We start from the raw sequence: 26,465 nt of genomic DNA, 5'->3' as shown, positions 1-26,465 counted from the left end.
TTCTGCTACCCCCTTATGCTTAAATATCTTCTTTGTAGATCGCTAAACCAATTGGATTAAATGGTGTTGCTTTTGCTTGTGTCATAGGACAAACGGGCGTTGTCGGTAATGTATAACGATATAATTGAGCCATTTCATAAGCGCCTGTGATTTCAGAACCAATAACCGGTGCTTCGTTAAATGTAACGGTCTTATCCTCTGCATTGTATACATAATCTGTTTTTTCTACTTCTTTACATGAAATGAATAATCGTAACGTTTCGCCCTTTGGCTTATGTTCTAAATGAAATACTTTACGATGGCCATCACCTTGTCCAAGTACTTCATCTACAACTGTTTTTTCAATTTCTAGTTCATCGGCTTGCTGGATATTCTTTGGATGAACGGCATAAACATCATCTAGCTTCCCAACATAGCCATCATTTGGATGTACAATATAAATTTGAGATAAATGATATTTACCACTATAAACCGATGGATTAAAGCGTCCTTGTCCACTATCTACTGACATATCATGAGTAATGAAAGCTAAATAATGATGCTGGTACATGGCTCCTGTACTTGATTGTGATAATTGAACTGTTTCGTTTCCGTTTGATGTATCAGAACCGTAATCAAGTGGCGCATTACCAATTTTCTTATTTGGTGAATATACAAATTGGTCGCCTGGTCTGCAGCCGCTTAAAATAATCATGTTTTTTCTTGGTGCAACATCGAATGTATATAATTTTCCGATATACAACGGAACAAATAATGCACGAACTGGATTTGGTGTTGGATCTACACGCATAAACATAATTAAGCGGTCCTTGTTTGCATTCCCATACAGATAAACAACAGAGTCGCGATTTAATTCTTTAGAGAAACGCTGCTCCGGTGTAAAACTAATTGATGTATAAGGCGATGGATTCACAAAATTAATCGTGGAATATACTTCACCCATAATACTTTCCATCTTTTGTACATCGAAACTTGTTTTTGCTGTTAATGTATCCAGTGTTCCGTCTTCTTTTGGTAATAAGAAATAAATACCGCTAATCTTAATTGTTGTATCTGCTGCAGGTGCGGTTTTAAATACAATTTCCGTTTCAGTGAACGAATACTCGCTAGGATCAACAATTGTATTATCCTTGTAAACTACGGCCCTACTTTCGTCAAAGTTAGGGAATGGCAATGCGAAGTTCTTTTTCGTTCCATTTCCTTTTCCTAATTCCCCTAATTTATCACCGGAAAGGATCTCTTTTTCAATAAAGTATCGATTGAAAGTAAATAGCAGCATGTCATTGTTTGGCTCATATGTGTTGGTAGCTAATCTGTATTCGCATGTTACTTTATCGCCTTTTGCAATAGCAGTAGTAAATGTTACTTTTCCTGTAGTTGCATCCACCTTATATTTACTCTTTTCTTGTTCAAACCCATTTACATATACAATGACAGAAGGGCCAAGAACAGGAGAAACAGGGATAGAGAAGTCTTTCTTCACTCCATCCCCCATCCCTAATTTACCTAGTGGAGAATCTGCAGAAATAAACCGGCTATCAGTGAAATCAGAATCCGCAGTATCATACGCATTTGCTATACCGAATCTTCTGCGTTCGCCATCACTTCCTAACGATTCAAACAACCTTACATCAATAAATTTTGAAATGCCGCTCTTAATTTGGAAAAATAGCGTTCGTTTCCAACCGTTATCAGCAAATAGTTTTTCTAATTCTTGCGGTAATGTTTGTAAATATACGACTTTATCAAACCACATATATGTACACTCCTTTATACTGTTTTCTCAAAAATACCTAATCCAGCAGGACGATACGCTGTAGCAGGTCTTTTTGTAATTGGTGAAATAGCATCTACATTAAAGAATTTGTAAATGTCGTGTGAATCCGGACAAGTATTCTTTCTAACTTTTAATCTATCGCCATTTAATAGACCTAGCGGAGACAATAGGATCATATAAGGTAAATATCCACGTACACCTTCATCTGGATGAACAATATAAGCACGAGAAGTATGTACTTTATTGCTATAAACAGATGGGTTAAATTGATATTTGTATTCATCATTATCTTGAGATTGCCATGCTAGTGAATATTGACCACCATCTTTACCAACGCGATCTGGTGGCATTGCATTAGGCGCTACATTCCAAGCAATAAAATGAGCCTGGTACCTTGCTCCTAATCTTGAACGTTTAATAATTACGTTATCAATACCGTTACCAGGGGAACGTGGATAAGACTTCATGACAGGCATGTAGTTTTCTACATTTCTATATGGTTTCGTATCGTTAAAATCGAATTTGTGTGATGCTGCTTCGTTTCCAGTATCAAAGGCTGTTCCCGCCCATAAAGCGTCACCTAATGTATCATCATTTGCATAGCTTTCTAATTGGCCCATATAAAGCGGTGTAACTGGAACCACATTGTTTTCAAAGGCTGGTGCATTATCAGCTTGTATTAATAAAACAACACGGCTTTCATCAACTTGGCCATTAATTCGAACCAATGAATCTGGCCACCAATTTGTTTGAGCATCGATACCTTGTAAATTCGTATTTCGTAATGTCACTTTCACCCAAGGGGACATCATGACTTGTGTCTCTGCTTCGTCATAGGAGTAAACTTTGTAAGACATACCACTATTTACTTTTGTAGTAACTGTTATTTTAGTTAGTTCAACATCTAATAATGTTTTTTCGAATTTATTAGATTCATAAGGAAGAACAAGAACACCCTCATCAGCAACGCTTGGTTCTTTTTCAATCATGTAAACATAAAAACAAGAACGATCCCTACCGCTTTCTAGACGTTTTTTACCGTCTTCGGCAAAAGCTTTCTTTCCTTCTTCATTTGTGAAGTTGTATTTAATCTCTGACTTTTTAATTGACCATTTTGAAATTTGAGCAATTCCATAAATAGAACCGCTATTATTTTTCACTAACATGTGCTTACTCATGCCGAATTCAAATTTTGTATCATCATCGGATTTTACGTCTAAATCCGGATAAACGGCTCTGAAAAACGATTTTACTTTTTTCCATCCGTTAGCGATTACTAATTTAACAATTTCGTCTTGGAATTCGCCTTCTGTATACATTTTTTCAACGTATGCCATCTATTTCACGCTCCTAATCTCTTAATAGTTGGTAATTAAGCCATATAGCTTTTTTCTCTGCAGATGCATTGTGGTATTCAAACTTTAGTTCTGCATTAGCAGGTATAGGTTTTACAATGGAGAAATTAAATCCCTCCGGCACATCTTTTACATACACCTCTTTAAATACTTGTTGGCCATTAATAAATAAATTCCAGTAGTCTGAGTCACTGTAATGTGAAGCAGCTACAGAAAAAGCAATCATTTCTGTTTCGAATGGTAATGAAAACTTATCTACATGAATTTCATCATGTATACCAACTCTTCGCCCTTGTATGAATGGCTCTGTTTTTGTTGGGAAGTAAGGTGCGTCGAATCTTCCACCAGCCATATAGGTAACAGCAAAACTCATCAATACGCCCCCTTATCTTAAAAAGTGCAATTCAAACCAAACTGTTTTATCAAGAATTCCTTGGTTATGGAATCGAAATACAATTGTGTCTCCTGCTTTAACTGCTTTATAAACCATAAAGTGCATCCCTTCCGGAAGCCGCTTTGTATAAATATCTTGGCAAACGGTTTGCCCGTTTACGATTAAATCCCATTTATCATCTAATTCGTAAATGGAAGAACTAACACTAATTGCGTAAATCTCCATATCTGCAGGTAATGTATATTTCACTTCATCCGTTTTAAATGATGTGGAATCCATAATGAAACCAGGTATGAATGGTTCGGTTTTAGTCGGATGAAAAGGTGGATCTAATCGGCCGCCGGCTAAATAGGTTGTTTCAAACAAGAGCAATCACCCTTTTTCTTGTATTAAAAAATTCCCGTGCATCATTACGACACATCGGGAATTGGTAAATCAGATAGTATACCGTTACCTTTATTAAGAAGTCTCGGCTGCACACGTTCCAATTGTTTTTGTGCATTATATATTAATTGTATCTCCATCTCTTTTCCGGTTACTTTATGGGAGACAAGGACTTTTTCTAACATGCCATGTGCATTAAAAGCTAAATCGTAGTGTAAATATTTATCTCCATCGACTGCAGATAAACGAGCACCGTCACGAATAAGTGTATATCCTTCGGTCATACCTTCTTTAAATACGTCATTTGGGTCATTCCCAGGCATTGGCTTACCACCGGTATATATTTGTCTATCGATTAATCCTTTCATCAAATACATGATTGGATCATATAAGTTTTTTTGCATTATCATAGAATCACCCCTAGTTAACCCTCGTAACAGACCATGTTTTGGCTGGACGCTGGATATAATAGTGATTTGCATCTTGATTTACCCGAGGAAATGATAAATCTGGTAAAGAACCATAATCGAACAGGATATTATTTTGTGTATCCAGTACTTGCAATCGTCCAGTAAGAATCCCTTTTGGGTTTCGCACTGCTTCAAATACAATAATATTCACGCCGTATTCAAGTGGAATATCTACATACGTTGGATTGTTCCGGATGAAATAATTTTCTTCGATTAATTTATCATTACAGTAAATATTTAATAAATCGCCATCCTCTAAATCCCAATCCCAAAGTTTTAAACGTAATGTATCTACATTTACGGTAATACCGGTTATATCTGTATAGGGAGCAGGCTCATACCCATAGTTAACAGTTAAATCTAAAGTTTGATAGAATCCATCATCTGCAGAAATCATTGTATTAATCCCTTTAACAAAGTAATTCCACTGTTGGCCAGAATCTCTATTGTAAACAGAAATAACATCAAATAATTGAATCCTTGGATCACCAACTACTGCTACTGTTAATGTTCTGAACTTCTGAATTGCTTTTAAATGATAAGCTGCAGCAACTGCTCTTCTTGCAAAGAATGTTGTTGCCCAGGGCACTTCTATCATTTCCTCTCGTAAATCACCCTGCGATACATTTTTTAATAGAAACGAATTAAGAAATCCGTTTGCGTAATCTCCACATTTAACAACAATACTATTACTTATATCCTGGTCGGTTAGCTGCATATCTAAAGAGATAAGGTTTTCCCCTTCTCTAAAACTAAACTTTGCAGGTTCATTAATTGCGTAGTCTGGCATTTTCATAAATGTACAACTTCCGTCTGGTTCGTGTTTAATATAGTGGAATGTTGTATCTATAATATCGCGAACAATTTCATCCCATTTTTGAAACCTCTTACCGGTTGCTCCTTCTACAATCCAGCTCTGATTGGTTCCAGGAATATTTACTCTGTTACCGTGCAATGTAACTCCTGCTTTTTCAAAGAAGAACTTCACAACATCATAAACATTACCGGTAGGTGCAACAATTTCATCTGATCCAGGTGTTGGGATTACTGATTTATGTAAAACCTTCTTATAGGATGTAGTGCAGGTAACTGAAATCGTGCCGCTTTCGGCATTTACCTTCACATCAGATACGAAACCATGTATATAAGGTAATGCTTCCTCACCGTAGCCAATAGACACTTTAAATTCAGTCTGCGGATATAGCTGGTTTGTATTTGTTACCTCACTGTTATAAAACCATTCTGAAATAGAAGAGAACTTACCATACCAGTTATCAGGAGCCATTTGACCGTATTCATTCGCAAAGGTAATAGTAAATGTACTAGCAAACTGATCTGCGTTCTCCTGCACTTCTAAGCCTATTACACGGTGTTGTATTTGTACGTAAGAAGAAGAGTCTCTTCTTTTCATATAAACAATTAAATTAGGGGAGTTATTCCCAACCTGGAAATAGCTCCCCAACATTCTAATTAAAGAAATAGATCCTTCTCTCACATTCCATCAACTCCTATTCCTGCTTGTGACATAGATATTAATTTACATTTTGCTATGACTAACGTTCCTTTTCGTATTGCATCTACTTCATTCGGCGGAATTATACCCCCGTAGGTACCGTAATCACCAGTAATAATATGAGGACGGTATATTTCCCTCATGAAATCACGCCAATAACTGATATCTTTAAATAGTACAGTGAATTCTACTTCACAACCTTTGCTACCTGCACTTTGAGAACGCGGGTATCCATGCATGACATTATGTAATTTTAAGCCATCTAGTGATTTTGGTAATTTTGTTTGTTCAATCTTTTCGATATTAGGTACATGCCCAAATGCATAGTAATGTACGTCGCGTATATATGCTATGTCAGAGGAACCATAACCGATTGTTGTAAATTCAATTGTTTGTGGCCCTGCACCTACAAAGATTTCTCTTGCTTCCCAGTCATAAGGTCCTCTTGCTCTAAATCTTTCAATACCATTTACCCGAACAATAAAGTACTTATCTGGTAACATGCCATCAGAACCAATAGGAACCTGGGACAAAAACGAAAAGTTATATGTCCCTGGCCATGAGAAATCAATGGTATATCGTATTGTGTCTTTTAACTCTGCAGCCTTTCCTAAGAGATGGTATGAACCACCTCTTCTATGCAATGTTTTTAATATACTCATACATTTCGCACCGCCATTCCCATTAGATCATCAGCAACTACGTTTTGTAGCAGCTTTCTCATTTTTACAAAGTCATCTGCAGATTGTAGTTTTTCAACAGAGACTTTAAATGTAGCATTTTGAATTGAAACGCCTTTATCTGTTTTCTTCTCGACGTGGGTTTGTCCAGCAAATGGATGTGCAGTTTTACCGATTAGATCAGCAGAACGTGCGCCCATTTGTCCAATTTGATTAGATACATCGGTTACTAGTTTCATTGGTTTAGGTGGAACGACAGCTTTATTTAATAGTTCAGAAGCTTTGTCTACTGCAGGAATCATTTTTTCCATCCCTACACCAAGACCTTCTGTAATATAGCCCCCGTATTCCATCATTAACCGGGATGGGCTTCGGATACCAAAGAACTTTAATACGGCTTTAGGTATCCCCGAAACAACTCCTTTAGCTTTTTTTATAAGCCAATCTGCCATACCGGACATACCTTCACCAATACCGGCAATAATATCTTTTCCCCAGCTAACTGCATCTTTTGCTACATTTTTTACTATAGAACCAACTTTACTGAATACATCTTTTACAGTATCTACAACCCCTGTAAATGCACCAGTGATTGCTTTCTTTATAGTTTTAAAGTTACTAACAATAAATTCTTTTATACCGCCCACAACATCAGTTATCGTGTTATATAATTTGTTGAAATTAGTAATTACAAACCCAACAAATTCACGAACTGCATTAATGATTGTAAACTTTATAAAATTCCAAGCCGATTGAATCACATTTTTAATTGTGTTCATAACGCTAGAAATTGTATCTTTAATAGATTCCCAAGAAGATTTCACAAAATCTTTTAAGAACTTTAATACTGTAGTAAAGGTTGATTTAATTGCGTCCCAGGCTTTCTTTACAATTTCCTTAATCGTATTAAAAACACTGGATATTGTATTTTTCATTTTTTCGAATTCGGTTTTTACGTACTGCTTTATTATTGCTAAAGCCATAGAGAAAATTCTTTTAATAGCATTCCATCCAGTAGAGAAAATTTTCTTCCAGGTGTTAACTGCCTTTTGGACACTATTCTTAATGAATTTCCATGTGCCATCTACAATTTTTTTCAATCCATCTAATGCAAATTTGAAGATGAATTTAATAGCATTCCAACCGAATTCGATTATATTTTTCAACAAGTTAAAATACCATTTAACTATTTTTACATAACCATCCCAAGCTTTAGAAAATATTTTACCTATGAATGACATTGCAGAACTGAATATTTTTTTCGTACCTTCCCAGAATCCAGAGAAGAACTTACCTAAACCATTCCATGCCTTTTTTGCACCTTTTACGGTTGCGTCCCAAGCTTTAGAACAGACATCACCAATCCATTTAACTGCTTTCTTGGTGTATTTTACGATGTCATCCCAGTTTTTATAAATTAGATATACTAATCCTATAATTGCTAGTATGGCAATCGTCCAGGGATTCATCAGTAAGGTCATCATGGATCTACCCAACAGCGCTAGAGCTTTCCCAATTCCACCAAACATACCGATAAGTTTAGGGCCGACTTTAAGAATACCTGTAAATAATAATGGTACTTTAGTAAGTATCGGTACTAGGAATCTTAATGAACCAACAAATGCACCAACCCCACTTGTCATAAATCCCATCATGGCGACTAATGGACCTAATACAGCGACCATACCTAAAATTGCTACAATACCAATTTGAATCGGCTTAGGCATAGAACTAAATGCCTTTGCAGCAAATTCTACCGCTTTAATAATTGGAGGGAGTGCCACTTCTGCAATATCTAAAATAGCTTGTCCTAATGGTTCTAAAGATGCCATTGTAGTACGCATTAACTTTTGCCAACGAACACCAAAAGCTTCTTGCTGCGTCTTCTGCATTTTCCCCATTGTGCCCTCGACATCGCCTAACGCACCATTTGCATTATTAAGACCTAAGACAGCTTGAGCACCCATGTCTTCCCATTTTGTCATTTTGTTATCGTAAAGGCTTTTTATCCCTTACTTCTTACACTTCATATTAGTGTAAGCTCGGCATACGTTTTCACTATTAAAGTGTCGCGGTCTCGTGGAGGGATTATATCTTTTCACCCTCTATGCTCTGCCCCTGACTACACTTTGTATAGCCTTCGGTTCAAATTAGGATTCGCACCCTCTTTGCTTCATACCGCGATTTTAATTCGGCACAACTTATCATCTACCGAATACTGCAACACCAAGTTGGTTTGCTTTTACTTTATCGTCCATCTTACCTAAATCACCTAAGACGGCATTAAACACATCTGCAGAAGTTCCTTTACCTTTATTGAAATTGTCCCAAACCTTTTGAGTTGCTGGACTCATTTCTGCAAAGGCATCAGATACGCCTTTAGAACCATCTTGCACACGAATACCGAACTCTTTTACGAGATCGTTAATGTAATCGAGATTATAACTGCCGTCACGAGTTCCGTTTGCCATAATGGTAAACATCTCGTTAGCAGAGAAGCCGGCTTGTTTGTACAATGGCGCATATTCGGCCACATTATCAAACATTTCATTTGAATAGTTCAAACCTTCTTGTCCACCAGCAGCAAATAAATCGAATGCTTCCTTTGAAGAAATACCAAACTGATTCATTAACTGCCCTGCACCACGAGTTACTTCATTGATATCAGAATCAAATGTTTTACCCAATGTCATAGCGCTTTTTGTAGCTTCTTCTAATTCTTCGTGAGGAACGTCTTTCATATTCTGATACACTTTTATAAGAGACTGATCCACTTCTTCAATACTTTGGCCAAATCCATCTTTCCAAGTTTCTTTTGCGATTTTACCAAGGTTTTCAGCACCTTTTTCAGTAAGACCTAAAGAAGATTGGATGTTTCTTTGAGAAGTATCGAAATCAGAAGCCACTTTTACAGCGGCAGCACCGATACCAGCTAAAGGTAAGGAAACGCCCGTTGTCATGTTTGTACCAACATCTTTCATTTTGTTACCTACATGACTAATTGATTCCCCTGCTTTTTGGAATTTATCATGCATTCCATTTGCAGTCTTTTGTACTCGATCTTCAAACTGTTGTAAATCTTTATAAGCGCCTTCTGCTTTAATACCAATCGTTCCGAACAGTTGGAACATTTCAGCTAACATTTACGCACCCCCTTCTGGGGCCGATAACCATTTTATTCTTCATCGTCGTCTTCCTGGAATTGAGCCATAATCTGCTCAACATGCGCTTCACACTCTTCTTTCGTCCATACTTCACCCATTTCATAAGATGACTCTTTATTGTCCTGGGTGTCAGTTAGTCCAAAAGCTTGAAGATAATCATTAAAAGTAGTACCTTCTTCTAGTTGACGAGTTTGAAAGCCAATGAACGCCATCTTCTTCCACTCATTTAGTTCTTCTTGCTGCTCTTCTCGTGCAATTAAAGAAAATAGGTCCATTAAACGCGAATACGGTATAGATAAGACATATTCATCTGTCCATCCATACCGCTTTTGGATCTTGTCGAAAGCACGTAACATGTTTTGTTCGGCTTCTTCTAAATATTCATCTGAATTTTCATTTACGCTTGAATCGGAGCTGCTGCTGGAATTACTGCTGATTGGCTCCATTTCTCGCTCTGAACTTTCACGAGTCCCTTGACCTGGTTGAAAAAAGTCATTAAGTCTTCACTTTCTAATAGGCCCTGTATAACAGCAACCATTGCTTCCGGAGGGAACTGTCTAAATTCTTCTGCTTTCACTTTTAATAAACTAGCAAAGAACTCTGTAAAATCATCTTCGCAAGCAGGGATCATCGTTAGAACACGGAAAGCAAATTCTAATCCTTTTTGTTGTTGCTTCTCTTTAAGTGCAGATAATTGCGCTTGTTTTTCTTCTTCTGGAAGAGATTCAGCAGCTTTAGTTAGTTCATCCATTTCTTGCTTATCCTTACCGAAGCCAGCAAAGTTAGCCATCGCACTGCGTCCAACCTTTGAAATAATTTTTGCAAATCGCCAAACATCCGTTACATTTAATCGGCGCATTGCTACTTTTTCGCCTAGGATTGTAATTTCTGTACCGGTATTCATCATTTTTTCTAAAATAGAAGCCATTTTGTTCTCTCCTTTTAGCATTTAGCTCGTTTTATGTAATAGAAAACCGACTACCATTTATGCGGTAGCCGGTGCTTTTTGTACTGTTGTTTTCTTTTTCTTTGGTAAATAGATTTCGTATGGTGGTGTAGTTGGAGCAGATTCACTGTAATGACCAATAAATTTACATTTCAAACCAACCGTTCCTTTACCGTCTTTAAGATCTACTTCAATAGAGGAAACTACCATTGCATTACGAATTACAAAAATAACTGGTAGCTCACTACCCGAAATCATACCAATGAGTGCAATATCATGATAATTTGAATCTGGAATATCATTTGAAGGTTTCATAATATCGTATTCTTCTTCAGTTGTACTATCTACCGTCATACCAGGTAAAGCTAACTGCAGGTTTTCTTTTGTGAACTCTACTAATGTAAGTTCTACATGTGGTTCATCTTTTAATAACCACTTACCACGTACCATTTTACCTAGCACACCATCAATATCTGCATCATAATACTCACGATCAAAACCCACTTTAGTTCCGCCTGTAGTCGCTCCTACAAGCTCACCTAATTCTTTTACACTTTTAAATCCTTTGTACATGACACCAGGACCGATAACAAAATTATCTGTAGTCCCTTCACGGACACCATTAATTAATTTCCAGCTCATTTGTCCTACCCCCTAATACAAGTCCGTTCGCATGGTTCGGACAAGAAATTTCGCATTTATATGAATGATAGATGGGTCTTCATCCGGTACCGGCAGTTTCCCTGCACGATGTATAGAAAGTATCCCATCATCTTTTAAACCCACTTCTCTATCTAGTAACTTCTCAATACGTGTAGCAATTAACTTTGCCTTATCATAATCCCCATTATCACAATACACATCGAAATTTAGAATCATACGATCTATAATTTCAACATCATCCGGATTATCTGCTTCAATTCTCATCACTACATAAGGCATTTCCATATCATCTTGTGCAGTTTGGAATGAAAGAGCAGGCCCTTTGTCCTCGCCTTCACCATACTCTGATAGATTATCTTTTATTATTTCATCGTTCTCTACAAGCATTCTAATAGCTGCAATAGCGTTAGACATCTATTGCCCTCCCATCATTCTTTTAAGTTCTCTACGTTCTTTTTCAAACGTTTTTAATAGGAATGGACGAGCTTCAATATGACTTGTACCAGCTTCAAGCCATATTGCTTTTTTTAAATCACTCCCTACTGCACCCAATACCTCTGATTGCGACCGTTTAACATTGTATTTAATCGAATTTAACAAGTCACCGGTACGAACAGCAGGAGCTTCACCTGGTTTAGAAGCAGTATATTTACGACTCGTATGAGGTATTTTATATTGCTTACCGCTACGGCTACCTGTGAGGTTCTTCTTAACTTGATTTTGCAAATGAATAGATGCGGCTGTGACTTTTTCAACACACATAGCGTTAATATGCTTCTTTACTTGCTCCATATTACTTGAGTACTCAATTTCTACTGAATTCGCCATTTAGAATCATACCTTTTCGCAATAAATTTCAATGTGATGATTCATAAATGCAGGATTACGCGGCTCTCCTTTTACTTCAAATGTAAAATCAATGCCCACATCTTCATTTTTGAAACGAATAAGATCATTGGGTTTAATTATGTAAGAAGCAGGTGCATATATCTTAAAGGTTGTATCAAAATTTTGTTTATCACGCTTAAATCTCTCATTATCTGTAGCAGAATTAGTAGTTACACGGCAAATCATCTTCTCGTAAACGTCCTCTGGTACTTCTGCATAGTTACCAGAGGATTGCTTCTTTTTCTTTTTTCGTTTTACAACTACCTCATGAATATATAAATCATCCATTCCACCATCATCGAAATACATTTCGTTCATGTGGCCATCACCGGCTTAACTCTTGCTCTAAACCCTTTTAAACCATTGAGTATCTTATTGTTTGTTGCTGGTTCATCCAGCGTTTCTGGGCTAATCTGGTACGAATAATCGCCAATACTCTCCGATGTCTTCATACCTTTTCGTTGTAAGTTAGCACGAACTACTGCTGAAACAACCAAATCAATAATACATTTCTTCATAAGTACCTGCAGATCATCATAATCTTGTATCTTATATTCGAATTCATACATTTGATTTTCGGATAAACCATAAACAATACGGCCATTTACAGTAATAGAATCGGTCATATCTTGTTTCGAACTAACATGAGTGACTTTTGCTATAGATTCAGCAGGAAAAGAAAGCCACGCTAGTTTACTTGTTTGAATGACTTCTTTCATTGGATTCTCTGGCTTAACTCTTAAATACTTTCTAGTAATAACTGCATAGTAATCTATTAGTTCTTGAACTACTGTATCAGGCATCTTTTGCACATTTACGCGGTCTTTAATGTCCTGCAAGGTAATATCCATTATGTTTCTTTCTCCTTCTTATCGACTTCTTTTACAAGTTCAAAATGTCCAGTACTTACAAGGTAATCGGCTTTTTCATTTGCAACTGTTTCTTCTTGGCCATTCTTAAACTTTTGTCCATAAGCGGTGTAAGTGCCACCGTATCGCAGCGTAACTACTTTCATAATTAACACCCCTTTCACGAATGTAAACTATTGTATGAAAGTTTACATTCGTATTGTTGGTTTTATTGTCCTTAACTCATTTTCTATTAAAAACAAGAAAATAATAAAAAAGTATACATTCAAAACCCTAATAACAAAGGGTTTATTCCCATAAAAAATACGCCTGGATATTAAGCTCCAAACGTATCCGGAATATTTGTTAGGATTGCTACTGCATCCATTTCTTGAATTACTGCATCATCATCAAAGTGAATTACATAGAATCGTTTATCTTCCATTACTGCAGATTTACCTTCTGTTGTTTTACGAATGCGAGTTTCATAGGTATTAACAGCAATAAAGTTACGTGGATCTGCAAGAATAATAATGTCATCTGATAAAGAAGGAACTGTAACAATCCCATAACCCATTGGTTTATTTACTTGATCGCCAGCTCCTAATAACGCAGCGTCTCCCGCTCCAGTTGGACGGTTTGTTAAATATTCAATCCATTTTTCTCTACGATTTGGTGACATAATCCAACGTAGATTACTATTTTTATATTTATTTGGCATTACACCAGATAAAGCAAAGATCGAACCTTTACCAAATCCATTAGCTTTTGCTTCTTCCCCTGTACCAGTTACTAGTTTAGCGTGGTCAATAATATGCGATTCTTTTGATTTTAGAATCTTCTTCAACCAGCCATCGTTAATTGATAAAAATGGATCAGATGATTCTACATCACCATTCCAGTGTAAGTCCTCTAAATCAATACCTGTTTGAGTTGACATAAGTGTCATTACAGTATCTTCAAAGCCTTCACCTTCAATATTTTCACGCAGCGTTTCTTCTGTAATTTCCCAAGGTAGACGAAGTGCTTTTGTATTGTATGGAATAGTTGATGTATTAACACCTGCACGGTAATCCTCATCTTTATTCTCTGTTTTCTTACGTAGAATGCGGCCGCCAATACCAACTTTATCAAGTACACCTTGTTTTGCTTTACGCATCTCTTTTCGATGTAATTGAGAGAATGGTGTTGCGTCAAATGCCATTCTAAAGAATTCTTTACTTTGCTCTGGATTTAATAAACCAGAAGAAACTGAACCTGTAGTAATTGTCTTTTCAATTTTAGATAAACGATTTAATAATTGTTGATTGTTCATATTGTTTATTCCTCCTTATATTACAAGTTTAAATTTGAGAATACTGATTTTTTTATTGGTTGTTGTCCTGGTGTAACTTCTTCATCTGGATCTAAACCTTTACGGATAGAAGCAGCATTTTCGATATTTTCAAGCCGCTTTGTAATTGGTTCTAATGCTTTTTGAATAAATGCTGCAGCTTTTTCTTCCTCTGTTTGCTCTTCTGGCGTCGGTTCTACCTCTTCACCATTCACCTGTTTTTCAATCTTTTCTAACTTAGTAGCTAGTGGTTCTACTGCTTGTTTAACAATCTCTGCAATATCTTCTGCTTTCATTTCATCTTCCTCCTGTGGTGAAGCAGCTTCTTTTATTTCAGTAATTAAAGCTAATGCTTCATCTAATTTTGTATGATTCTTTTGGGATAATACTTTCCCCGCTTTTTTAATACTTTCTAAAACGATGCTTTCTGCTTGTACACTGTCTTCCGATTTCGCAATGGTATAACCACCTTTAATAGAAGAAAGTATGTCCTTCATATCATCAAGAGCAGCCTTCATTCGGTCGATATCGGGGTTACTTTCCCAAATCTCCCAATAAAACACATCTTCAAACAAATTAAATACAGCTCGTAAATCACGCTTTTGTTTTTCATCAATAAAACGATCTTTCACTTCGCCTTTTGTAATTTTGTGATTTTCACCTTTAACGAAATCTAACATCTTTCGAATAAGGCCTTTATCTTCATGGGTAAAATCATCAGTCTTAGCGATTTCTACACGTTCACCAAATCCACCCATAGAAAAACCGGTAACTTCACCTTTTTTAATTTCTTCCCAGGTGTCTGCATCATCAACACGAACAGTCATAAGCCATGTTCCTGCTTGTACTTCTTGTTCGCCTACTGTCATATCACTTTTAGCAATCCAGTTTTCAACAACTGTCCCTTTACCAGCGATTTCATCATGTTGCTTGTCGATGTGTTGGTAATTTTCCATAAAGGTATAAGCAGCCTTTTCAATTTCTTCTGCGGTCATTTTATCCCCGTGTGAATCTTCTACATCCGGTTCATATACCACACCTGTAACAAGCTGCTTCTCTTCCTCTGTTTTAAGGATTGGAACTTGTTTTGATATATTTGGTTGTTTAGCAGATTCGCTTTTCATAATGGCGAATTGACGACCATTAGCGCCCTTTGTAACTAATGAAACATAGCTGATATTGGCGTTTTTTAGTTCGTATCCCATCGTTTTACCTCCTTCCCTATAAATATTGGGGTTCCACTGTCAAAACGCATAATAGCCAATTTAAAGCCGCATACGTTTTGACGATGAAACCCCAATCGAATAGGTGTATTTTATTACTCTTCTGAAATCATAGTGCAGCGGCAATGCGGATGAGCTGGCGGACACATCTTTCCATTACTAAATAGATCATCAATACCTACCGTTTCCCCATGTAAACCACCACATTCTTTACAAACACGCTCATCGTTTCCTGTAAGCCATGTTTTCTTATTTCTATTTGCACCCTTATAAGCAATTAAATTGCCGTAATTCATTGCATATGTTGTTTCTGTGCGCGCAATCATCATTGCTCTATAGTTACTTGCTTCTGACATCACATCTGCAATAGAAACACTTAATGCATCGACACCCATTCCTTCACTAAGATTCTTTAGCATTGTTTCCCTTAATCTATCTTTAGTGGTTTCATGGATTCCTTTTGCTAATTCAAAAGCGTAAGTAGCTACCCATTTTGCAGCAACGTCACCAATTGGATCTAATACCATCCAGGTTAAACCATTAGAAGCTATAGTACTCTGTACAAACTCTGTTACATCATCCTGTAGTGTGTCCGTGACTTCATCGACAAACATTTGTCGTTCCTCATCCCAATCAACACTATCCAGAAATTCATCAACTTCTGCTTCTGCAATTACAAGATCAATCTCTTCATTTGCTTTATTAATACGAATTACGGGAAGCAGGTTTAAGAGCCGTTTTCCCTGCTCTGAAAAAAATCAGCTACCTTCTTTTGCATAGTTTTCTCTATTTCTTCATGCTTTTCCCTAAATGCATTAATAGCAATTAAGTTATCTTGCTCATTATCTGCAGCTTTTGCGATTGGTTCTATTTGAGAAACGGATGGACCACCTTCAAAGAATGTATCTCCATCTGCTACAGGTTCATAACCTACTACTTTACGAGATTCATTGCGTGTTAATATACGTTTCTCATATCCATCTGCCGCATATTGCATATCAGCTTCACGATCATCTGTATCAATTTCGTTTAATTTGAAATGCCAATCTAGTCCACCGAGTATTTCACCAAATACACGGAACAATTGATAGTTTAATCGATGTTCTAATATTCCTTGTCCAGGCTCAATAATAGAACGCTTGTACATCTCGTTCATTTCTTTAGCGGTCGTTTGTCCTAATGAGCCTGTCATAGCCCAACCGATACGATAAGGTGGCACACGATGAGCCACACATATCTCCATTGCGCTATCCTGCTTATATAAACGAAAACTGCCTTCTTTTACATCTGGACTAACTTTTTCTAATCTAGCTTTTGCCCCTGGCGGTACAGGGACAACGGCCAATTTATGATGTTCTCCTTTTGTTTCTGCAGAGAAGAATGCTTTTAGTTCATTTTCCGTTCCATCATCTATTTCATCAACGCCCTCAAGAAATAGCAGAGCATCCGGAATTGTCTTTCCTGTAAAGAAGTTAATATTGTAATCTCTTACTGCTTGAGATCCAACTATCGAGCCGATAGAACTAACATAATTAGGTATCCCATAATAAGAAGAACGAGAACCAAATTTACGAATAACAATTACTTCTCCAGCTTTTTCTGTTCCGCTTTCTGCAACATCCTCTGCATTTATCGCCCTACCATCAGCAAGACAGAAATCATCGGGATAATTGAACTTTTTAAACCATCGTTCTTTGTTATTTACAATTTGAGCAAATCGGACTTTATCCTTATGAGCACGAACCGTATGCGCCGGAATATGGTACAGTTCCGATGGTTCGTTTTTTTGATTCCGAACAACTTCGATAATCCCCCAGCCAACAGTTTCATAATCATCCCATACAGCTCTAAGAATTTCTGAGCTCGTCATTTCTGGATTACAATTCCGCATAAATTCTTTTAACCTTTTATATTGCTCCTGGTTCGCTTCTTTCACTTCTTCAAAAGGAGCAAAGTCGAAACCAACACCTGCAATATCATCGACTTTTGCGCTAATACAAGCAGAATGGATTGGATTACTTTCCTTTATTTCCAACAGCACCGACATATCATAAGGTGGTTTAACCAACCCTTTATCACCATATATTTGCGCGAATGGATCTACAGTCATTTGCTTACTGTTGTCTTCCCTATTTTTTGGGTCATCTGCTGCTTTATTAATACCAAATACTTTTACATTCTTAATGGTTTTCTTGTTGCTCATATCGTTTGTGTGTCCTCCTTTCTTCTATTAATAGAGAGCAAAAGAAATAGCCGAACAATAAATGTCCGACTACACTCTTTTAACCTTCCCACCCATAACTACTTTCGGTTTATAGAAGGCTAGAACTATAGCATCTGCTCTATCGGGTGATTGCAATCCGCGTTTCTTCATTTCTTCTTTTCGCTCTAATGCAATCTTACCTCTACTTGTTATTCTGTATTTACGGCTAGAAAATTGAGAAATCATTTTTTCATCATTTGGAATTTCCATTGTAGGTTCTTCACCCTGTATAAATGCTTTCATATTCTCTTCAAGTAAATCTCTTACAACGGCCCAACCTTCTGTACCTGCATTATCATAATGCTCATCATCAAGCGGCTTCCCGTTATTCACAACCGGATATACTTTGAATGGTAATCGTTCAGATTTAATAACTTCTTTCAATCTGTCCGTAACACCACCACCAACACCACTATCATCGACTTTTATATCCACTCTTTTTAACTGCTTGTACTTTGCCATGTATTCCTTAGCTAATTTCAATACATGACCAGCAGTTTCCATTGTATCTTGTTTATAGTGGTTTAATAATTTAAAGACTTTATTCCCTATCCTTGGAGCAATTACAGTTTCATCATCACCAAATCGCGCAACGTCAACACCTAAGTCAAGTGTTTCACCAGTCGGCTCCACTTTACAAGATGCTGCTTGCTCTACAATTTCTAGTGGAATAAAAGCGTCTGCTTCCGCTTTAGGAAATTCACCAAGTACACGTACACGCCAAACATCTGAACCCTCACCATATTTCTTTTTCAATACTTCTATATTGTCTTTACTGGTTCGAGGGCTGTCTAAGCTAGAGACTTTATGTATTTTATATAAATCTCTGTCACGATTATGAGAATCATAAAATACACCGCTTGTTCTTGTTGGGTTTCCACATAAAAACAATTTATTTTCTGCACCAGATAAAGTACCGAGTATGGCTTCCATAATAGGATCTGCTATACCAGAAGCTTCATCGCATACAAATAACATATAGTCTTCGTGAAAACCTTGCATATTCTCCGGCTTAGTTGCTGTTCTAGCAGTAGCAAACCAACGTTCTTCACTACCAATCATGTATACTCGTGTTTTAGTCCATTTAAGAAGATTTTTAACTGCACTTCCTTCTAACCATTTGGCTATTTCGGCCCAAAGTACAGTAAATAACTGTTCCTTTGTAGGAGCTGTACAAATAACTTTTGGATTCGGCCTACAGCAGAGGAACCAGATAACAACAACTGACTCAAGACCTGTTTTACCAACCCCTTGGCCAGAACGCACTGAAACCTTTGGACTTTGTGCCAAATCCATAAGAACTTTTCTCTGCCATTCATCCGGATAAAAACCCAGCATATCCTCGGCAAACGCAACCGGATCATCCCAATAAACATCGATAATCTCCATAAATTCACTAAAAGCCGTATTACTCATTAGCTTCAGCTTCCTTTTGTTTTCGTCTGCGCTCTGCTATCTTCATAAGAGACTCTTTCCAGTCTTCTGTATTCTGATTCGTATCACCATCAACTTTAATTGCAGCGATCTCTTTCTTGAGTTTCTCAATTCGTAGTTTTTGTTCTTCTGTATTAGCTAATCTATCGTATTTTTCAATTAGATTTACTAGCGTTGACATTGCTTTCGATTGAGCATTTAAGAAACTGGCCTGCTTATCCCAAGCAAATTGAATTTCCCACTCTTCCTCATAGCCGCTTTCCGTAAGTTTATTTTTCCGCAGTTCTTTGGTCATGTCTTCGTTGTCTTTAACAAACATAATACGTTGAGCATGAATGATTTGAGTGTACTGCAGCATAATACTATCCCAAATGATTGTTAAGGAATCGTTGTTAACTGCTTCTTTTAATTCTTCTTTTAAATCATATATTTCTTGCGGTAAGTACTTTCTATATAAACCATGAGTAGCAGCATTACCATTACGTAGTGGAGCAGCGCCACCGGAATTACCGACAGCATTTTTATTACCCTTGGGTGCTCCACCACGATTGTTTACAGCATTCTTATTACCCTTGGGTGCTCCTGGTTTCTTTTTGGAGTACTCCGTATCTTTCTTTGGAGTACTCCGTTCATTTTTATGGAGTACTCCATTTAATTTGTCTATCCATCCATCTTTAGATTTCCATCCTCCAACCGTTTTTTCACTTACAGTTTTTTCGGATGTAGACAACAATTCAGCAATTTTACGATTCGTAATATCACCATCATGTTCTTTAAATATTTCATACGCTTTGTTACGGTCTGGACTTCGTTGTCTGGCCATAATTACATAACACCTGCCCCCTTATCCAATTGTTTGCACTTCCTTCTCTAAACACTCAATGCATATATGAGCATTATCCGTATTTGCTTCACGGAGATATGTTTTATCAAAATGAGTAATAGTTAATGGCATTTTTAATGTCCACATGCACGGCTCATTACAAACAGAGCATGTAGGAACGTTTATAGTTTCTTCTTCCATTTACACCACCTCACGCTAATCGCTTCACAAAATAAAAAAGCAGCGAATTCGCTACTTTAAATTTTTCGTATTTTTTTCTTCTTCATTTATGTATCTATATAAAGTTGCCCTTGAAACATTGAACATCTTACAGACATCAACTTTAGGTAACCCTTGTTCAACCATTTTTAGCATACCCTCTATCTGTTCCGGAGTATGAGCACGTTTGCGACCACCTTGTTTTCCTCGTTCTTTTGCAGCAGCTACACCACTAACAACGCGTTCATTAATAACCTCGCGTTCCATTTCAGCCATTGCACCAAATATATGAAATAAAAACCTTCCCATTGTTGTAGATGTATCAATACCATCTTTAATAGAAACAAAGTGAATTTCCTTATCATTAAATTCTTGCAATAAATTAACTAACTGGTGCATGGTTCTTCCTAAACGATCTAACTTGTAAACAACCAATGTATCACCTTTACGAAGTTTGCCAAGTAATAATTGAAGCTCTTTTCTGTCCTTTTTCGCTCCACTTTCTTTTTCTGTAACTATTTCTTCACAACCATAACGGTTTAATTCATCCAATTGCATATCTAAATTTTGTTTTTTAGTAGAAACCCTAGCATATCCGAATATCATGCACCATCATCCCTTGTTATTTGATATAAAAAGTGTATCAAATTCCTGTATCAAAATCAATTATTAATTGAGACATAGTTTTGATACATTTGTTATACCATTTTTATAGGTTTTAAGGCCCATATATTCAGTGTCTCATAATGTTTTGTTTTTGAGACACTAATTTTCGGACAAACGCAGTTGCAATCCACTCAAAATACCTTTAATTAGTTCCGTTTCTTTTTCATTGGATTGAGTTAGCAATTTATCAATAATCTTCTGATCAGAACAAGCTAATAAAAATGAAGATATATAAGCTAATGCATTTACATATTCTGTAGCATCTTTACTATCATTATTTGCATAAGCAGTATATTGTATATTTGGCAATACCATCACCCCTTACAATATTTGGGTTGTGTTGAGTTTGTTTCGTTTAATTGAGAACATTCAAACCACACTCTAAACCTCTCATTATCTAAAATCCACGTATTCCCTACCTTTTTAGATTCAATAGCACCTGCTGCACATAGATTCTTTATATGACCAGGAGAAAGGCCGCTAATAAGATGAGCATCATTAACACCAATAACATTATCTAGTGCTGCATATGGGTTCAAATTAACATCTTCCCATTTAACACCATACATCCCTATACCCAATTCATTCATTTTTGCTTTATCTGTCATTCTCTCTAAATGATCTAATACAATAACATTAATTAACTCCCATGTAACTGCATCAGATAAAATACGTGTCTTTAACTCTGTTGTTAAATCATTTAATAATTCTAATTCCATATGTATCACCTCATGTATAAAACTACTAAATTTAGTTAATAACGATAGTATGCAAAGTAGGAAAAAAGGTTGGCGCCGTAAAAATATCCTTTGCGTGTTTCTGAAACGCTCACGAATAAAGAGCGCGCTCTGAAAGTAACATGTGAATATGTACATAACAGATCCGGAGTTTGGATGTTATTGCCCAACGGAAACGATTTTAAAATCAAAGCCGTCGTTGGGCTATTCGTGTTTCTATTTACCTGCTTCTTATTAAATGCAACACGTTTGCGCTTATCTTTCCCTACAACTAACAATGCACATTTTGTTCATATCCACGTTTATCCTGTAATTTCTATATAACAAAGAAAAAAGCACCCGTTATGGATGCTTATTCGAATAAATCCGGATTTTTATCAAACTCATAACAATCTATGCACACTGTCATAGTTTCTCGTTCTTCACGATTATCCATTTGAGCTGTACGTTTACCTGTTACTCCACAAATATCACATTTTTCGAACATGTCAAAATCATATCCTGGTATTATTTCATATCCTTCTAACATTCTGGGCATTTCCTCACTCCTTTCCACTCTACCTATTCGATAGAAAAGAAAGGAATCCTATATACATACTTTTATCCCTCTCCCAACCACCGTACTCTTACATTTTCGACTACGCGCCTAACGTCAGTGGCTAGGAGAGAAGTAAAAGTTCTCCCAGGAATTTTTTAATTTTATATCAGGACATTTTTCCGTACCCCTTTAAATTGACACCCTAAAGGTAGGCAGGTATCAGCTTAAAGGAGAACAGAAGCTCTCCTCCGTTTAGACCATTTAAATTAATGAAGTTTTGAAGACTATTCCATTTGCGTATTGAAATCAAGAACTACATACAAAGCGAGGTACGCAACTCCTTACTCGTATGTTTAGTAAAATCCTCTTGCAGATAAGGAAGAGCAACGCTATATGTTCACTCATCACCTAACTACAAGAGCTGGTTTCGGCCTCTCATATATAGGGGGCATTCTGACGACAAATTTCGACATTTTTTTCAAAGAGAATTTATTATGGGAATGTATTATTAAAAAAGGGTGGCTGTTACAAATGTGGAGAAATATAGAAAATCACTGAAAATGATTGCACTTTGAGTTAACATAGTATTAAGGTAGCTTTCCTAAGTAAGTATTTAAGGGGTGAATAATTTGAGTTTCAAATATAAGAGACCGTTAATTTTTATAGTCCTACTGTATATTCTATTGCTAGCTTTTAACTATGCAAATCATAATCAATTTAATTGGTTTGAAAACCTTATAAAAACACTATTTATAGTAGTGTTTTTTGAAATCATGATGTGGTTATTTTCTTCAAAAAAAACAACCTCTAGAAAATAAGAGGTTGTTTTTTATCACTCACCAAGTTTTACCAGTCCAGCCTTCTTCTTCATATAAACATTTACCATAATACCATGCAAGTTGACCAGCTAAACTAACTAAATTACCTTTGACGCCTAATTTTATCATTTTTCTAGCTGCTAATTCATATTCTTTGTTAGTAATATTAGCAATAATAGAACCTAAAAAACCTACTGATAGAACTTCTACATAATTTGCTATAAGTTTTCTTTCTATACATCTATCTACAGCTTCTGTTTCTTGTTTGAATGGATCTTCATAGCCAGGCGGTGTATTTACACGTTGGATTTCTTGTCTCAATTGTTCTAATTCTTCAGTTTTACCATATTTGTTTTCTATCATATCAATATCAATATCTACTATTCTTCCGTATTTATCTTTAACTGCAGCCTCTTCCATAACAAACTTCAATTGAGCAGCTACTTCTTGTACTAATTTTTCTTCTTCACTATTAATCTCTTGAGCTTTGGAGATTCCAGCGAAAGAAGTTGTAAACAAAGCGAGTACAAGAGCCATCGATACAATATTTCTTAATACAGTCTTCATTTTTAATCCCATCCCTTTTCCTTATTTATGCTTTTTTACCGGTATTTTCTAGCACAGCTCTATCTTAATACATAAAGCTATAAAAATATATACCCTTCAGAAAGCGGAAAAATAGTGAAATCCAACGATTATTACCTTTGAAACCGCGGTTTCAAGATATTTACAATTTAATAATTTGAATATTCTGCATTTTATTTTTCAATTTAATTACGGATACAAATATAATATTAGATGGTAGATTAACTGTCTTTAAGAGTACAATTTTTTTGGCCCCTATCTTATACAAAATAGACTTCCACTCATTCTCTCACCAATCTTTTTATCCGCTCGTTTTAAATATTCTTGAACAGTAGTTCTTTGCAATTTTAAAAGGTTGGAAATTTTATCCTGCGTAAATCCATACCCTCTAGACATTATATATATTTCCTTTTCTCTTTCTGTTAGAGTTGATAGTGCATCTTCTAGCTGTATACGATCCCATTCAGAAATAACACTCTCTTTCACTTCTGTATCCCATTCATACACGGGTATTACGGTACTACGTACATACCTTTGCATTAATAAAGGATCACACGGCTTCTCGCGCTCATACGCAGCTCTACGTTCAATCCCTCTTGTTTTACCTGGCTGTTTTGCAGTATGCATCCATTCCAGAGAATAATTTATATCACTAATCATTTCATTAATAATACTTATATCCTTTTCTGTCGCGCCCACCTTAGATTCTTCTAATGTCTTTCTTATTTTGGTATACTGCTCTATTAAATCTTTCATACCAGGTTCCTCCTTTTATATAAAAAGAGGACGCTGAATTATATATAGGAAGAATTGCTTTCCTATGCATAATCAAACGCCCTCTAATTGTGGACTATTACTTGCATTATTTTTTATTTATCCTTTTAATACGGTATGTGAAATTTTTATCTTAGATTCCTCTTTTTTAATTGTTCACTTATATAACTTGGATCTCGTATACCAAGTTCTTTTGCTATCTGTACCTTTGTCATTCCCATTTCTAGCATTATTAATGTTTTCTCACATAACACATCCCATTCTGCTTTCGTTCTCCGTTTCGGCTGATCTGCTACATAGGTTCCCCCTAAAGCAGTACCTAATTTATTTATCTGTTTACCTATATCACAATTATGTAAACAATAACTGGGTTTATATTGGTGCTCACATCCATTACAATATTGGTCCTGTAAATTTATTATCTTTATACGTATGTCTCTTTTGCTAACTTCTTTTATTTGTTCCATCAGCTGCAGATTGACCAATCTAGTTTATCTACATGTACCAGGTAATCTACTAGAGCACGATCAGTTCTTTCTACTACATACGCATGTTTTTCAAATTCTTCCCTTGGAATAGATTTACGGCCACCATCATATAGCATAGCTTCATAGTATTTCGCTACTAAATTTACAGGAACCAAATAAATAATATGATTTGTTCTAAATTCTATTAAAAAGAAACAAATTGCTCCCTGCGCTTGTGTATCATTTAAATAATCGATTTGATGTCTACTAATACTATCTAATGGAAATCTCTTTGTTTCTTTTGTAGACTTTGCTTCGAAGTAAACCGCTCTTCCTTTATATACTCCATCGTAATCTACTGTAGATTTACTTTCCCATGCACTTTTGGTTATCTCACCTTTTTGATTCGTTTTTATAACTTTTACCGGTGTTGGACGTTTATTAAAAATACCTACATTTGCTGTTTTATACATACGACAAGTAATGTTTAATAAATGTTCAAATGCCATTCCTCTATTTCCGTAACCCATGCTGCTTCCTCACTTTCTATTCAAATCATTAATTTATTGAATTTTAAATAATTCCATTGTCACTCTTACTACGACATTTTTATATATTATTGTATGGCCACTTCCTTCCAGGAACGAGCTTATTCCTTTTATTCCTTAAAAACCTTCCAGGAATTCCATGCAATATACACTTTCCGAAAGAGCACTGTTCGAAGGTGCTCTTTTTATTTTTACAAATCTGAATATCCTTTATTACATGGCGCATACTATACATAGGCGATAAGCCCGAACTCAAATAATCCTCCCTTGTATTTCTTCACTTCTTTTTAAGAGCAGTTAGCTTTTTGCTAGCTGTTTTTTAGTACAGGCACCTACTTATTAGCATCTACATAAACTGTTTTGAACCTTACTTGCCGCATCATTCAATTGTTCATGACTCACAAACATAACATAATGAATGACGTCATTTTATAAAACGAGCACTCTGGCACAGGTGCTCGTTTTATTTTGTTGATTTTCTATAAAATGAAATGTTTATTAATTATTTCTCAATAATCAATACATAGAAATCTCAATCCATTTTTGGTAATATATAGTTAATCTCTATATACTTAGTATATATGCCTGGCTTCATTAAAAGGACCCACCCCCTTAATGTGGGTCCTTCTCTTTAAATATTTCCTACTAAAATAAGAATTTTGTTTAAAATTCATTAACCTTATTGATTCCTTTGCATACATTACAATCACAAGGAATTCTACAGGTTTCCCTAGGCCAGTTACCTTGTATTCCTTGCACACCTTAAGGGAAGAATCCGTTCATAAGAAACGGGTTCTTTTATTTTTGCTCGTACAATAAGAATTTAATTTAGTTTGTTTTAGCAGGTTTATATTCAAAAAAACTGGAAGACTTTTTATGTTTATCGCAAGCGTATACATCTATAGGAAGATGCTTCCTGCCTTGTGGATCTCTAGCGAATATAAAACCTTTGGTT

At 36.1% G+C, this 26,465-nt stretch carries 31 protein-coding genes and 1 pseudogene; all 32 read right to left on the bottom strand.

The window, feature by feature from the left end:
- Positions 1 to 19: 19 nt before the first annotated feature.
- The 32 genes and pseudogenes from ACS2CR_RS21815 to ACS2CR_RS21660 all read right to left on the bottom strand — a co-directional run bounded on the left by ACS2CR_RS21815 (position 20) and on the right by ACS2CR_RS21660 (position 25,492).
- A complete protein-coding gene (locus tag ACS2CR_RS21815; protein ID WP_000264167.1) occupies positions 20 to 1,756 on the bottom strand; it encodes a hypothetical protein in 1,737 nt (578 codons plus the stop codon).
- Positions 1,757 to 1,770: 14 nt separating this feature from the next.
- Positions 1,771 to 3,114: a hypothetical protein gene (locus tag ACS2CR_RS21810; protein ID WP_153602948.1), complete on the bottom strand. Its 1,344-nt coding sequence runs from the start codon at positions 3,112 to 3,114 to the stop codon at positions 1,771 to 1,773.
- A 13-nt stretch (positions 3,115 to 3,127) separates the two neighbouring features.
- On the bottom strand, positions 3,128 to 3,505 hold the full coding sequence (locus tag ACS2CR_RS21805) for a hypothetical protein (RefSeq protein ID WP_000006649.1): 378 nt from the start codon (positions 3,503 to 3,505) through the stop codon (positions 3,128 to 3,130).
- Positions 3,506 to 3,517: 12 nt separating this feature from the next.
- Complete coding sequence (locus ACS2CR_RS21800) at positions 3,518 to 3,892, bottom strand: hypothetical protein (protein ID WP_000464284.1); 375 nt, start codon at positions 3,890 to 3,892, stop codon at positions 3,518 to 3,520.
- A 44-nt stretch (positions 3,893 to 3,936) separates the two neighbouring features.
- Entirely contained in the window at positions 3,937 to 4,320 is a 384-nt protein-coding gene (locus ACS2CR_RS21795) for a hypothetical protein (protein ID WP_000605844.1), read from the bottom strand.
- Between the two features lie 10 nt (positions 4,321 to 4,330).
- Positions 4,331 to 5,875 carry a hypothetical protein gene (locus tag ACS2CR_RS21790; RefSeq protein ID WP_001206675.1) on the bottom strand — a complete coding sequence of 515 codons (1,545 nt, stop codon included), beginning with the start codon at positions 5,873 to 5,875 and terminating at the stop codon, positions 4,331 to 4,333.
- Positions 5,872 to 6,555, bottom strand: a complete 684-nt coding sequence (locus tag ACS2CR_RS21785; protein ID WP_000025604.1) for a hypothetical protein — start codon at positions 6,553 to 6,555, stop codon at positions 5,872 to 5,874. Before ACS2CR_RS21785 ends, ACS2CR_RS21790 begins: the two co-directional genes overlap by 4 nt.
- Positions 6,552 to 8,558, bottom strand: coding sequence for a phage tail protein (locus ACS2CR_RS21780; RefSeq protein WP_000170260.1), 2,007 nt, complete (start codon positions 8,556 to 8,558; stop codon positions 6,552 to 6,554). Before ACS2CR_RS21780 ends, ACS2CR_RS21785 begins: the two co-directional genes overlap by 4 nt.
- 225 nt (positions 8,559 to 8,783) lie before the next feature.
- Positions 8,784 to 9,716: pseudogene (locus tag ACS2CR_RS21775) on the bottom strand (phage tail tape measure protein); the annotation flags it as partial.
- 32 nt (positions 9,717 to 9,748) lie between these two features.
- On the bottom strand, positions 9,749 to 10,183 hold the full coding sequence (locus ACS2CR_RS21770; RefSeq protein WP_002204937.1) for a hypothetical protein: 435 nt from the start codon (positions 10,181 to 10,183) through the stop codon (positions 9,749 to 9,751).
- Positions 10,135 to 10,665, bottom strand: a complete 531-nt coding sequence (locus ACS2CR_RS21765; RefSeq protein ID WP_000146557.1) for a hypothetical protein — start codon at positions 10,663 to 10,665, stop codon at positions 10,135 to 10,137. The genes ACS2CR_RS21770 and ACS2CR_RS21765 overlap by 49 nt, the downstream gene beginning before the upstream one ends.
- Positions 10,666 to 10,722: 57 nt before the next feature.
- Positions 10,723 to 11,325 carry a hypothetical protein gene (locus ACS2CR_RS21760; RefSeq protein WP_000118570.1) on the bottom strand — a complete coding sequence of 201 codons (603 nt, stop codon included), beginning with the start codon at positions 11,323 to 11,325 and terminating at the stop codon, positions 10,723 to 10,725.
- A gap of 12 nt (positions 11,326 to 11,337) precedes the next feature.
- Complete coding sequence (locus tag ACS2CR_RS21755; protein WP_000063400.1) at positions 11,338 to 11,760, bottom strand: hypothetical protein; 423 nt, start codon at positions 11,758 to 11,760, stop codon at positions 11,338 to 11,340.
- Complete coding sequence (locus ACS2CR_RS21750) at positions 11,761 to 12,174, bottom strand: HK97 gp10 family phage protein (RefSeq protein ID WP_438906077.1); 414 nt, start codon at positions 12,172 to 12,174, stop codon at positions 11,761 to 11,763. It abuts the gene before it with no gap.
- A gap of 6 nt (positions 12,175 to 12,180) precedes the next feature.
- Positions 12,181 to 12,552: a hypothetical protein gene (locus ACS2CR_RS21745; RefSeq protein WP_060852782.1), complete on the bottom strand. Its 372-nt coding sequence runs from the start codon at positions 12,550 to 12,552 to the stop codon at positions 12,181 to 12,183.
- Positions 12,549 to 13,085, bottom strand: a complete 537-nt coding sequence (locus ACS2CR_RS21740; protein ID WP_060852783.1) for a hypothetical protein — start codon at positions 13,083 to 13,085, stop codon at positions 12,549 to 12,551. Before ACS2CR_RS21740 ends, ACS2CR_RS21745 begins: the two co-directional genes overlap by 4 nt.
- Positions 13,085 to 13,249, bottom strand: a complete 165-nt coding sequence (locus ACS2CR_RS21735; RefSeq protein WP_000869888.1) for a YqbF domain-containing protein — start codon at positions 13,247 to 13,249, stop codon at positions 13,085 to 13,087. Before ACS2CR_RS21735 ends, ACS2CR_RS21740 begins: the two co-directional genes overlap by 1 nt.
- A 170-nt stretch (positions 13,250 to 13,419) precedes the next feature.
- Complete coding sequence (locus tag ACS2CR_RS21730; protein WP_001064747.1) at positions 13,420 to 14,397, bottom strand: hypothetical protein; 978 nt, start codon at positions 14,395 to 14,397, stop codon at positions 13,420 to 13,422.
- Between the two features lie 20 nt (positions 14,398 to 14,417).
- Entirely contained in the window at positions 14,418 to 15,620 is a 1,203-nt protein-coding gene (locus ACS2CR_RS21725; protein ID WP_153598878.1) for an XkdF-like putative serine protease domain-containing protein, read from the bottom strand.
- A gap of 113 nt (positions 15,621 to 15,733) precedes the next feature.
- Positions 15,734 to 16,252 (bottom strand): phage head morphogenesis protein, encoded by a 519-nt coding sequence (locus tag ACS2CR_RS21720; protein ID WP_088345992.1) that lies wholly within the window; start codon positions 16,250 to 16,252, stop codon positions 15,734 to 15,736.
- A 113-nt stretch (positions 16,253 to 16,365) separates the two neighbouring features.
- Positions 16,366 to 17,841 (bottom strand): phage portal protein, encoded by a 1,476-nt coding sequence (locus ACS2CR_RS21715; RefSeq protein ID WP_000066336.1) that lies wholly within the window; start codon positions 17,839 to 17,841, stop codon positions 16,366 to 16,368.
- 69 nt (positions 17,842 to 17,910) lie between these two features.
- A complete protein-coding gene (locus tag ACS2CR_RS21710) occupies positions 17,911 to 19,317 on the bottom strand; it encodes a DEAD/DEAH box helicase family protein (RefSeq protein ID WP_000072123.1) in 1,407 nt (468 codons plus the stop codon).
- The gene (gene terS / locus ACS2CR_RS21705; RefSeq protein ID WP_000113791.1) at positions 19,310 to 20,158 is read right to left on the bottom strand and encodes a phage terminase small subunit; all 849 of its coding nucleotides are present in this window, start codon (positions 20,156 to 20,158) and stop codon (positions 19,310 to 19,312) included. The genes ACS2CR_RS21710 and terS overlap by 8 nt, the downstream gene beginning before the upstream one ends.
- 21 nt (positions 20,159 to 20,179) lie before the next feature.
- Complete coding sequence (locus ACS2CR_RS21700; RefSeq protein ID WP_000390790.1) at positions 20,180 to 20,359, bottom strand: hypothetical protein; 180 nt, start codon at positions 20,357 to 20,359, stop codon at positions 20,180 to 20,182.
- A 51-nt stretch (positions 20,360 to 20,410) separates the two neighbouring features.
- Positions 20,411 to 20,983 (bottom strand): recombinase family protein, encoded by a 573-nt coding sequence (locus tag ACS2CR_RS21695; RefSeq protein WP_000576168.1) that lies wholly within the window; start codon positions 20,981 to 20,983, stop codon positions 20,411 to 20,413.
- A 159-nt stretch (positions 20,984 to 21,142) separates the two neighbouring features.
- On the bottom strand, positions 21,143 to 21,358 hold the full coding sequence (locus ACS2CR_RS21690) for a hypothetical protein (RefSeq protein WP_153598879.1): 216 nt from the start codon (positions 21,356 to 21,358) through the stop codon (positions 21,143 to 21,145).
- Positions 21,358 to 21,762 carry a DNA-binding protein gene (locus tag ACS2CR_RS21685; protein WP_153598880.1) on the bottom strand — a complete coding sequence of 135 codons (405 nt, stop codon included), beginning with the start codon at positions 21,760 to 21,762 and terminating at the stop codon, positions 21,358 to 21,360. Before ACS2CR_RS21685 ends, ACS2CR_RS21690 begins: the two co-directional genes overlap by 1 nt.
- A gap of 370 nt (positions 21,763 to 22,132) precedes the next feature.
- A complete protein-coding gene (locus ACS2CR_RS21680) occupies positions 22,133 to 22,318 on the bottom strand; it encodes a hypothetical protein (protein ID WP_153598881.1) in 186 nt (61 codons plus the stop codon).
- A gap of 836 nt (positions 22,319 to 23,154) precedes the next feature.
- Positions 23,155 to 23,715: a hypothetical protein gene (locus ACS2CR_RS21675; RefSeq protein WP_088338736.1), complete on the bottom strand. Its 561-nt coding sequence runs from the start codon at positions 23,713 to 23,715 to the stop codon at positions 23,155 to 23,157.
- Positions 23,716 to 23,976: 261 nt separating this feature from the next.
- Entirely contained in the window at positions 23,977 to 24,477 is a 501-nt protein-coding gene (locus tag ACS2CR_RS21670) for a sigma-70 family RNA polymerase sigma factor (protein ID WP_153598499.1), read from the bottom strand.
- A gap of 146 nt (positions 24,478 to 24,623) precedes the next feature.
- Complete coding sequence (locus ACS2CR_RS21665) at positions 24,624 to 24,962, bottom strand: zinc-finger domain-containing protein (RefSeq protein WP_153598498.1); 339 nt, start codon at positions 24,960 to 24,962, stop codon at positions 24,624 to 24,626.
- Positions 24,962 to 25,492: a Holliday junction resolvase RecU gene (locus ACS2CR_RS21660; protein ID WP_000540403.1), complete on the bottom strand. Its 531-nt coding sequence runs from the start codon at positions 25,490 to 25,492 to the stop codon at positions 24,962 to 24,964. The genes ACS2CR_RS21665 and ACS2CR_RS21660 overlap by 1 nt, the downstream gene beginning before the upstream one ends.
- Positions 25,493 to 26,465 lie beyond the last annotated feature (973 nt).

It is taken from the genome of Bacillus cereus group sp. BceL291 (assembly GCF_051776705.1).
GTDB classification, from domain to species: Bacteria; Bacillota; Bacilli; order Bacillales; family Bacillaceae_G; genus Bacillus_A; species Bacillus_A cereus.
Note: the sequence above shows the minus strand (reverse complement) of the source record. Positions and strands in the feature narration are given on the sequence as shown.

Coding starts and splice junctions, on each gene's coding strand:
- ACS2CR_RS21815 (WP_000264167.1), bottom strand. CDS start 1,756: ATGTGGTTTGATAAAGTCGTATATTTACAAACATTACCGCAAGAATTA.
- ACS2CR_RS21810 (WP_153602948.1), bottom strand. CDS start 3,114: ATGGCATACGTTGAAAAAATGTATACAGAAGGCGAATTCCAAGACGAA.
- ACS2CR_RS21805 (WP_000006649.1), bottom strand. CDS start 3,505: ATGAGTTTTGCTGTTACCTATATGGCTGGTGGAAGATTCGACGCACCT.
- ACS2CR_RS21795 (WP_000605844.1), bottom strand. CDS start 4,320: ATGATAATGCAAAAAAACTTATATGATCCAATCATGTATTTGATGAAA.
- ACS2CR_RS21785 (WP_000025604.1), bottom strand. CDS start 6,555: ATGAGTATATTAAAAACATTGCATAGAAGAGGTGGTTCATACCATCTC.
- ACS2CR_RS21780 (WP_000170260.1), bottom strand. CDS start 8,558: ATGACAAAATGGGAAGACATGGGTGCTCAAGCTGTCTTAGGTCTTAAT.
- ACS2CR_RS21770 (WP_002204937.1), bottom strand. CDS start 10,183: ATGGAGCCAATCAGCAGTAATTCCAGCAGCAGCTCCGATTCAAGCGTA.
- ACS2CR_RS21765 (WP_000146557.1), bottom strand. CDS start 10,665: ATGGCTTCTATTTTAGAAAAAATGATGAATACCGGTACAGAAATTACA.
- ACS2CR_RS21760 (WP_000118570.1), bottom strand. CDS start 11,325: ATGAGCTGGAAATTAATTAATGGTGTCCGTGAAGGGACTACAGATAAT.
- ACS2CR_RS21755 (WP_000063400.1), bottom strand. CDS start 11,760: ATGTCTAACGCTATTGCAGCTATTAGAATGCTTGTAGAGAACGATGAA.
- ACS2CR_RS21750 (WP_438906077.1), bottom strand. CDS start 12,174: ATGGCGAATTCAGTAGAAATTGAGTACTCAAGTAATATGGAGCAAGTA.
- ACS2CR_RS21745 (WP_060852782.1), bottom strand. CDS start 12,552: ATGAACGAAATGTATTTCGATGATGGTGGAATGGATGATTTATATATT.
- ACS2CR_RS21740 (WP_060852783.1), bottom strand. CDS start 13,085: ATGGATATTACCTTGCAGGACATTAAAGACCGCGTAAATGTGCAAAAG.
- ACS2CR_RS21735 (WP_000869888.1), bottom strand. CDS start 13,249: ATGAAAGTAGTTACGCTGCGATACGGTGGCACTTACACCGCTTATGGA.
- ACS2CR_RS21730 (WP_001064747.1), bottom strand. CDS start 14,397: ATGAACAATCAACAATTATTAAATCGTTTATCTAAAATTGAAAAGACA.
- ACS2CR_RS21725 (WP_153598878.1), bottom strand. CDS start 15,620: ATGGGATACGAACTAAAAAACGCCAATATCAGCTATGTTTCATTAGTT.
- ACS2CR_RS21720 (WP_088345992.1), bottom strand. CDS start 16,252: ATGTTTGTCGATGAAGTCACGGACACACTACAGGATGATGTAACAGAG.
- ACS2CR_RS21715 (WP_000066336.1), bottom strand. CDS start 17,841: ATGAGCAACAAGAAAACCATTAAGAATGTAAAAGTATTTGGTATTAAT.
- ACS2CR_RS21710 (WP_000072123.1), bottom strand. CDS start 19,317: ATGAGTAATACGGCTTTTAGTGAATTTATGGAGATTATCGATGTTTAT.
- terS (WP_000113791.1), bottom strand. CDS start 20,158: ATGGCCAGACAACGAAGTCCAGACCGTAACAAAGCGTATGAAATATTT.
- ACS2CR_RS21700 (WP_000390790.1), bottom strand. CDS start 20,359: ATGGAAGAAGAAACTATAAACGTTCCTACATGCTCTGTTTGTAATGAG.
- ACS2CR_RS21695 (WP_000576168.1), bottom strand. CDS start 20,983: ATGATATTCGGATATGCTAGGGTTTCTACTAAAAAACAAAATTTAGAT.
- ACS2CR_RS21690 (WP_153598879.1), bottom strand. CDS start 21,358: ATGGTATTGCCAAATATACAATATACTGCTTATGCAAATAATGATAGT.
- ACS2CR_RS21685 (WP_153598880.1), bottom strand. CDS start 21,762: ATGGAATTAGAATTATTAAATGATTTAACAACAGAGTTAAAGACACGT.
- ACS2CR_RS21680 (WP_153598881.1), bottom strand. CDS start 22,318: ATGCCCAGAATGTTAGAAGGATATGAAATAATACCAGGATATGATTTT.
- ACS2CR_RS21675 (WP_088338736.1), bottom strand. CDS start 23,715: ATGGGATTAAAAATGAAGACTGTATTAAGAAATATTGTATCGATGGCT.
- ACS2CR_RS21670 (WP_153598499.1), bottom strand. CDS start 24,477: ATGAAAGATTTAATAGAGCAGTATACCAAAATAAGAAAGACATTAGAA.
- ACS2CR_RS21665 (WP_153598498.1), bottom strand. CDS start 24,962: ATGGAACAAATAAAAGAAGTTAGCAAAAGAGACATACGTATAAAGATA.
- ACS2CR_RS21660 (WP_000540403.1), bottom strand. CDS start 25,492: ATGGGTTACGGAAATAGAGGAATGGCATTTGAACATTTATTAAACATT.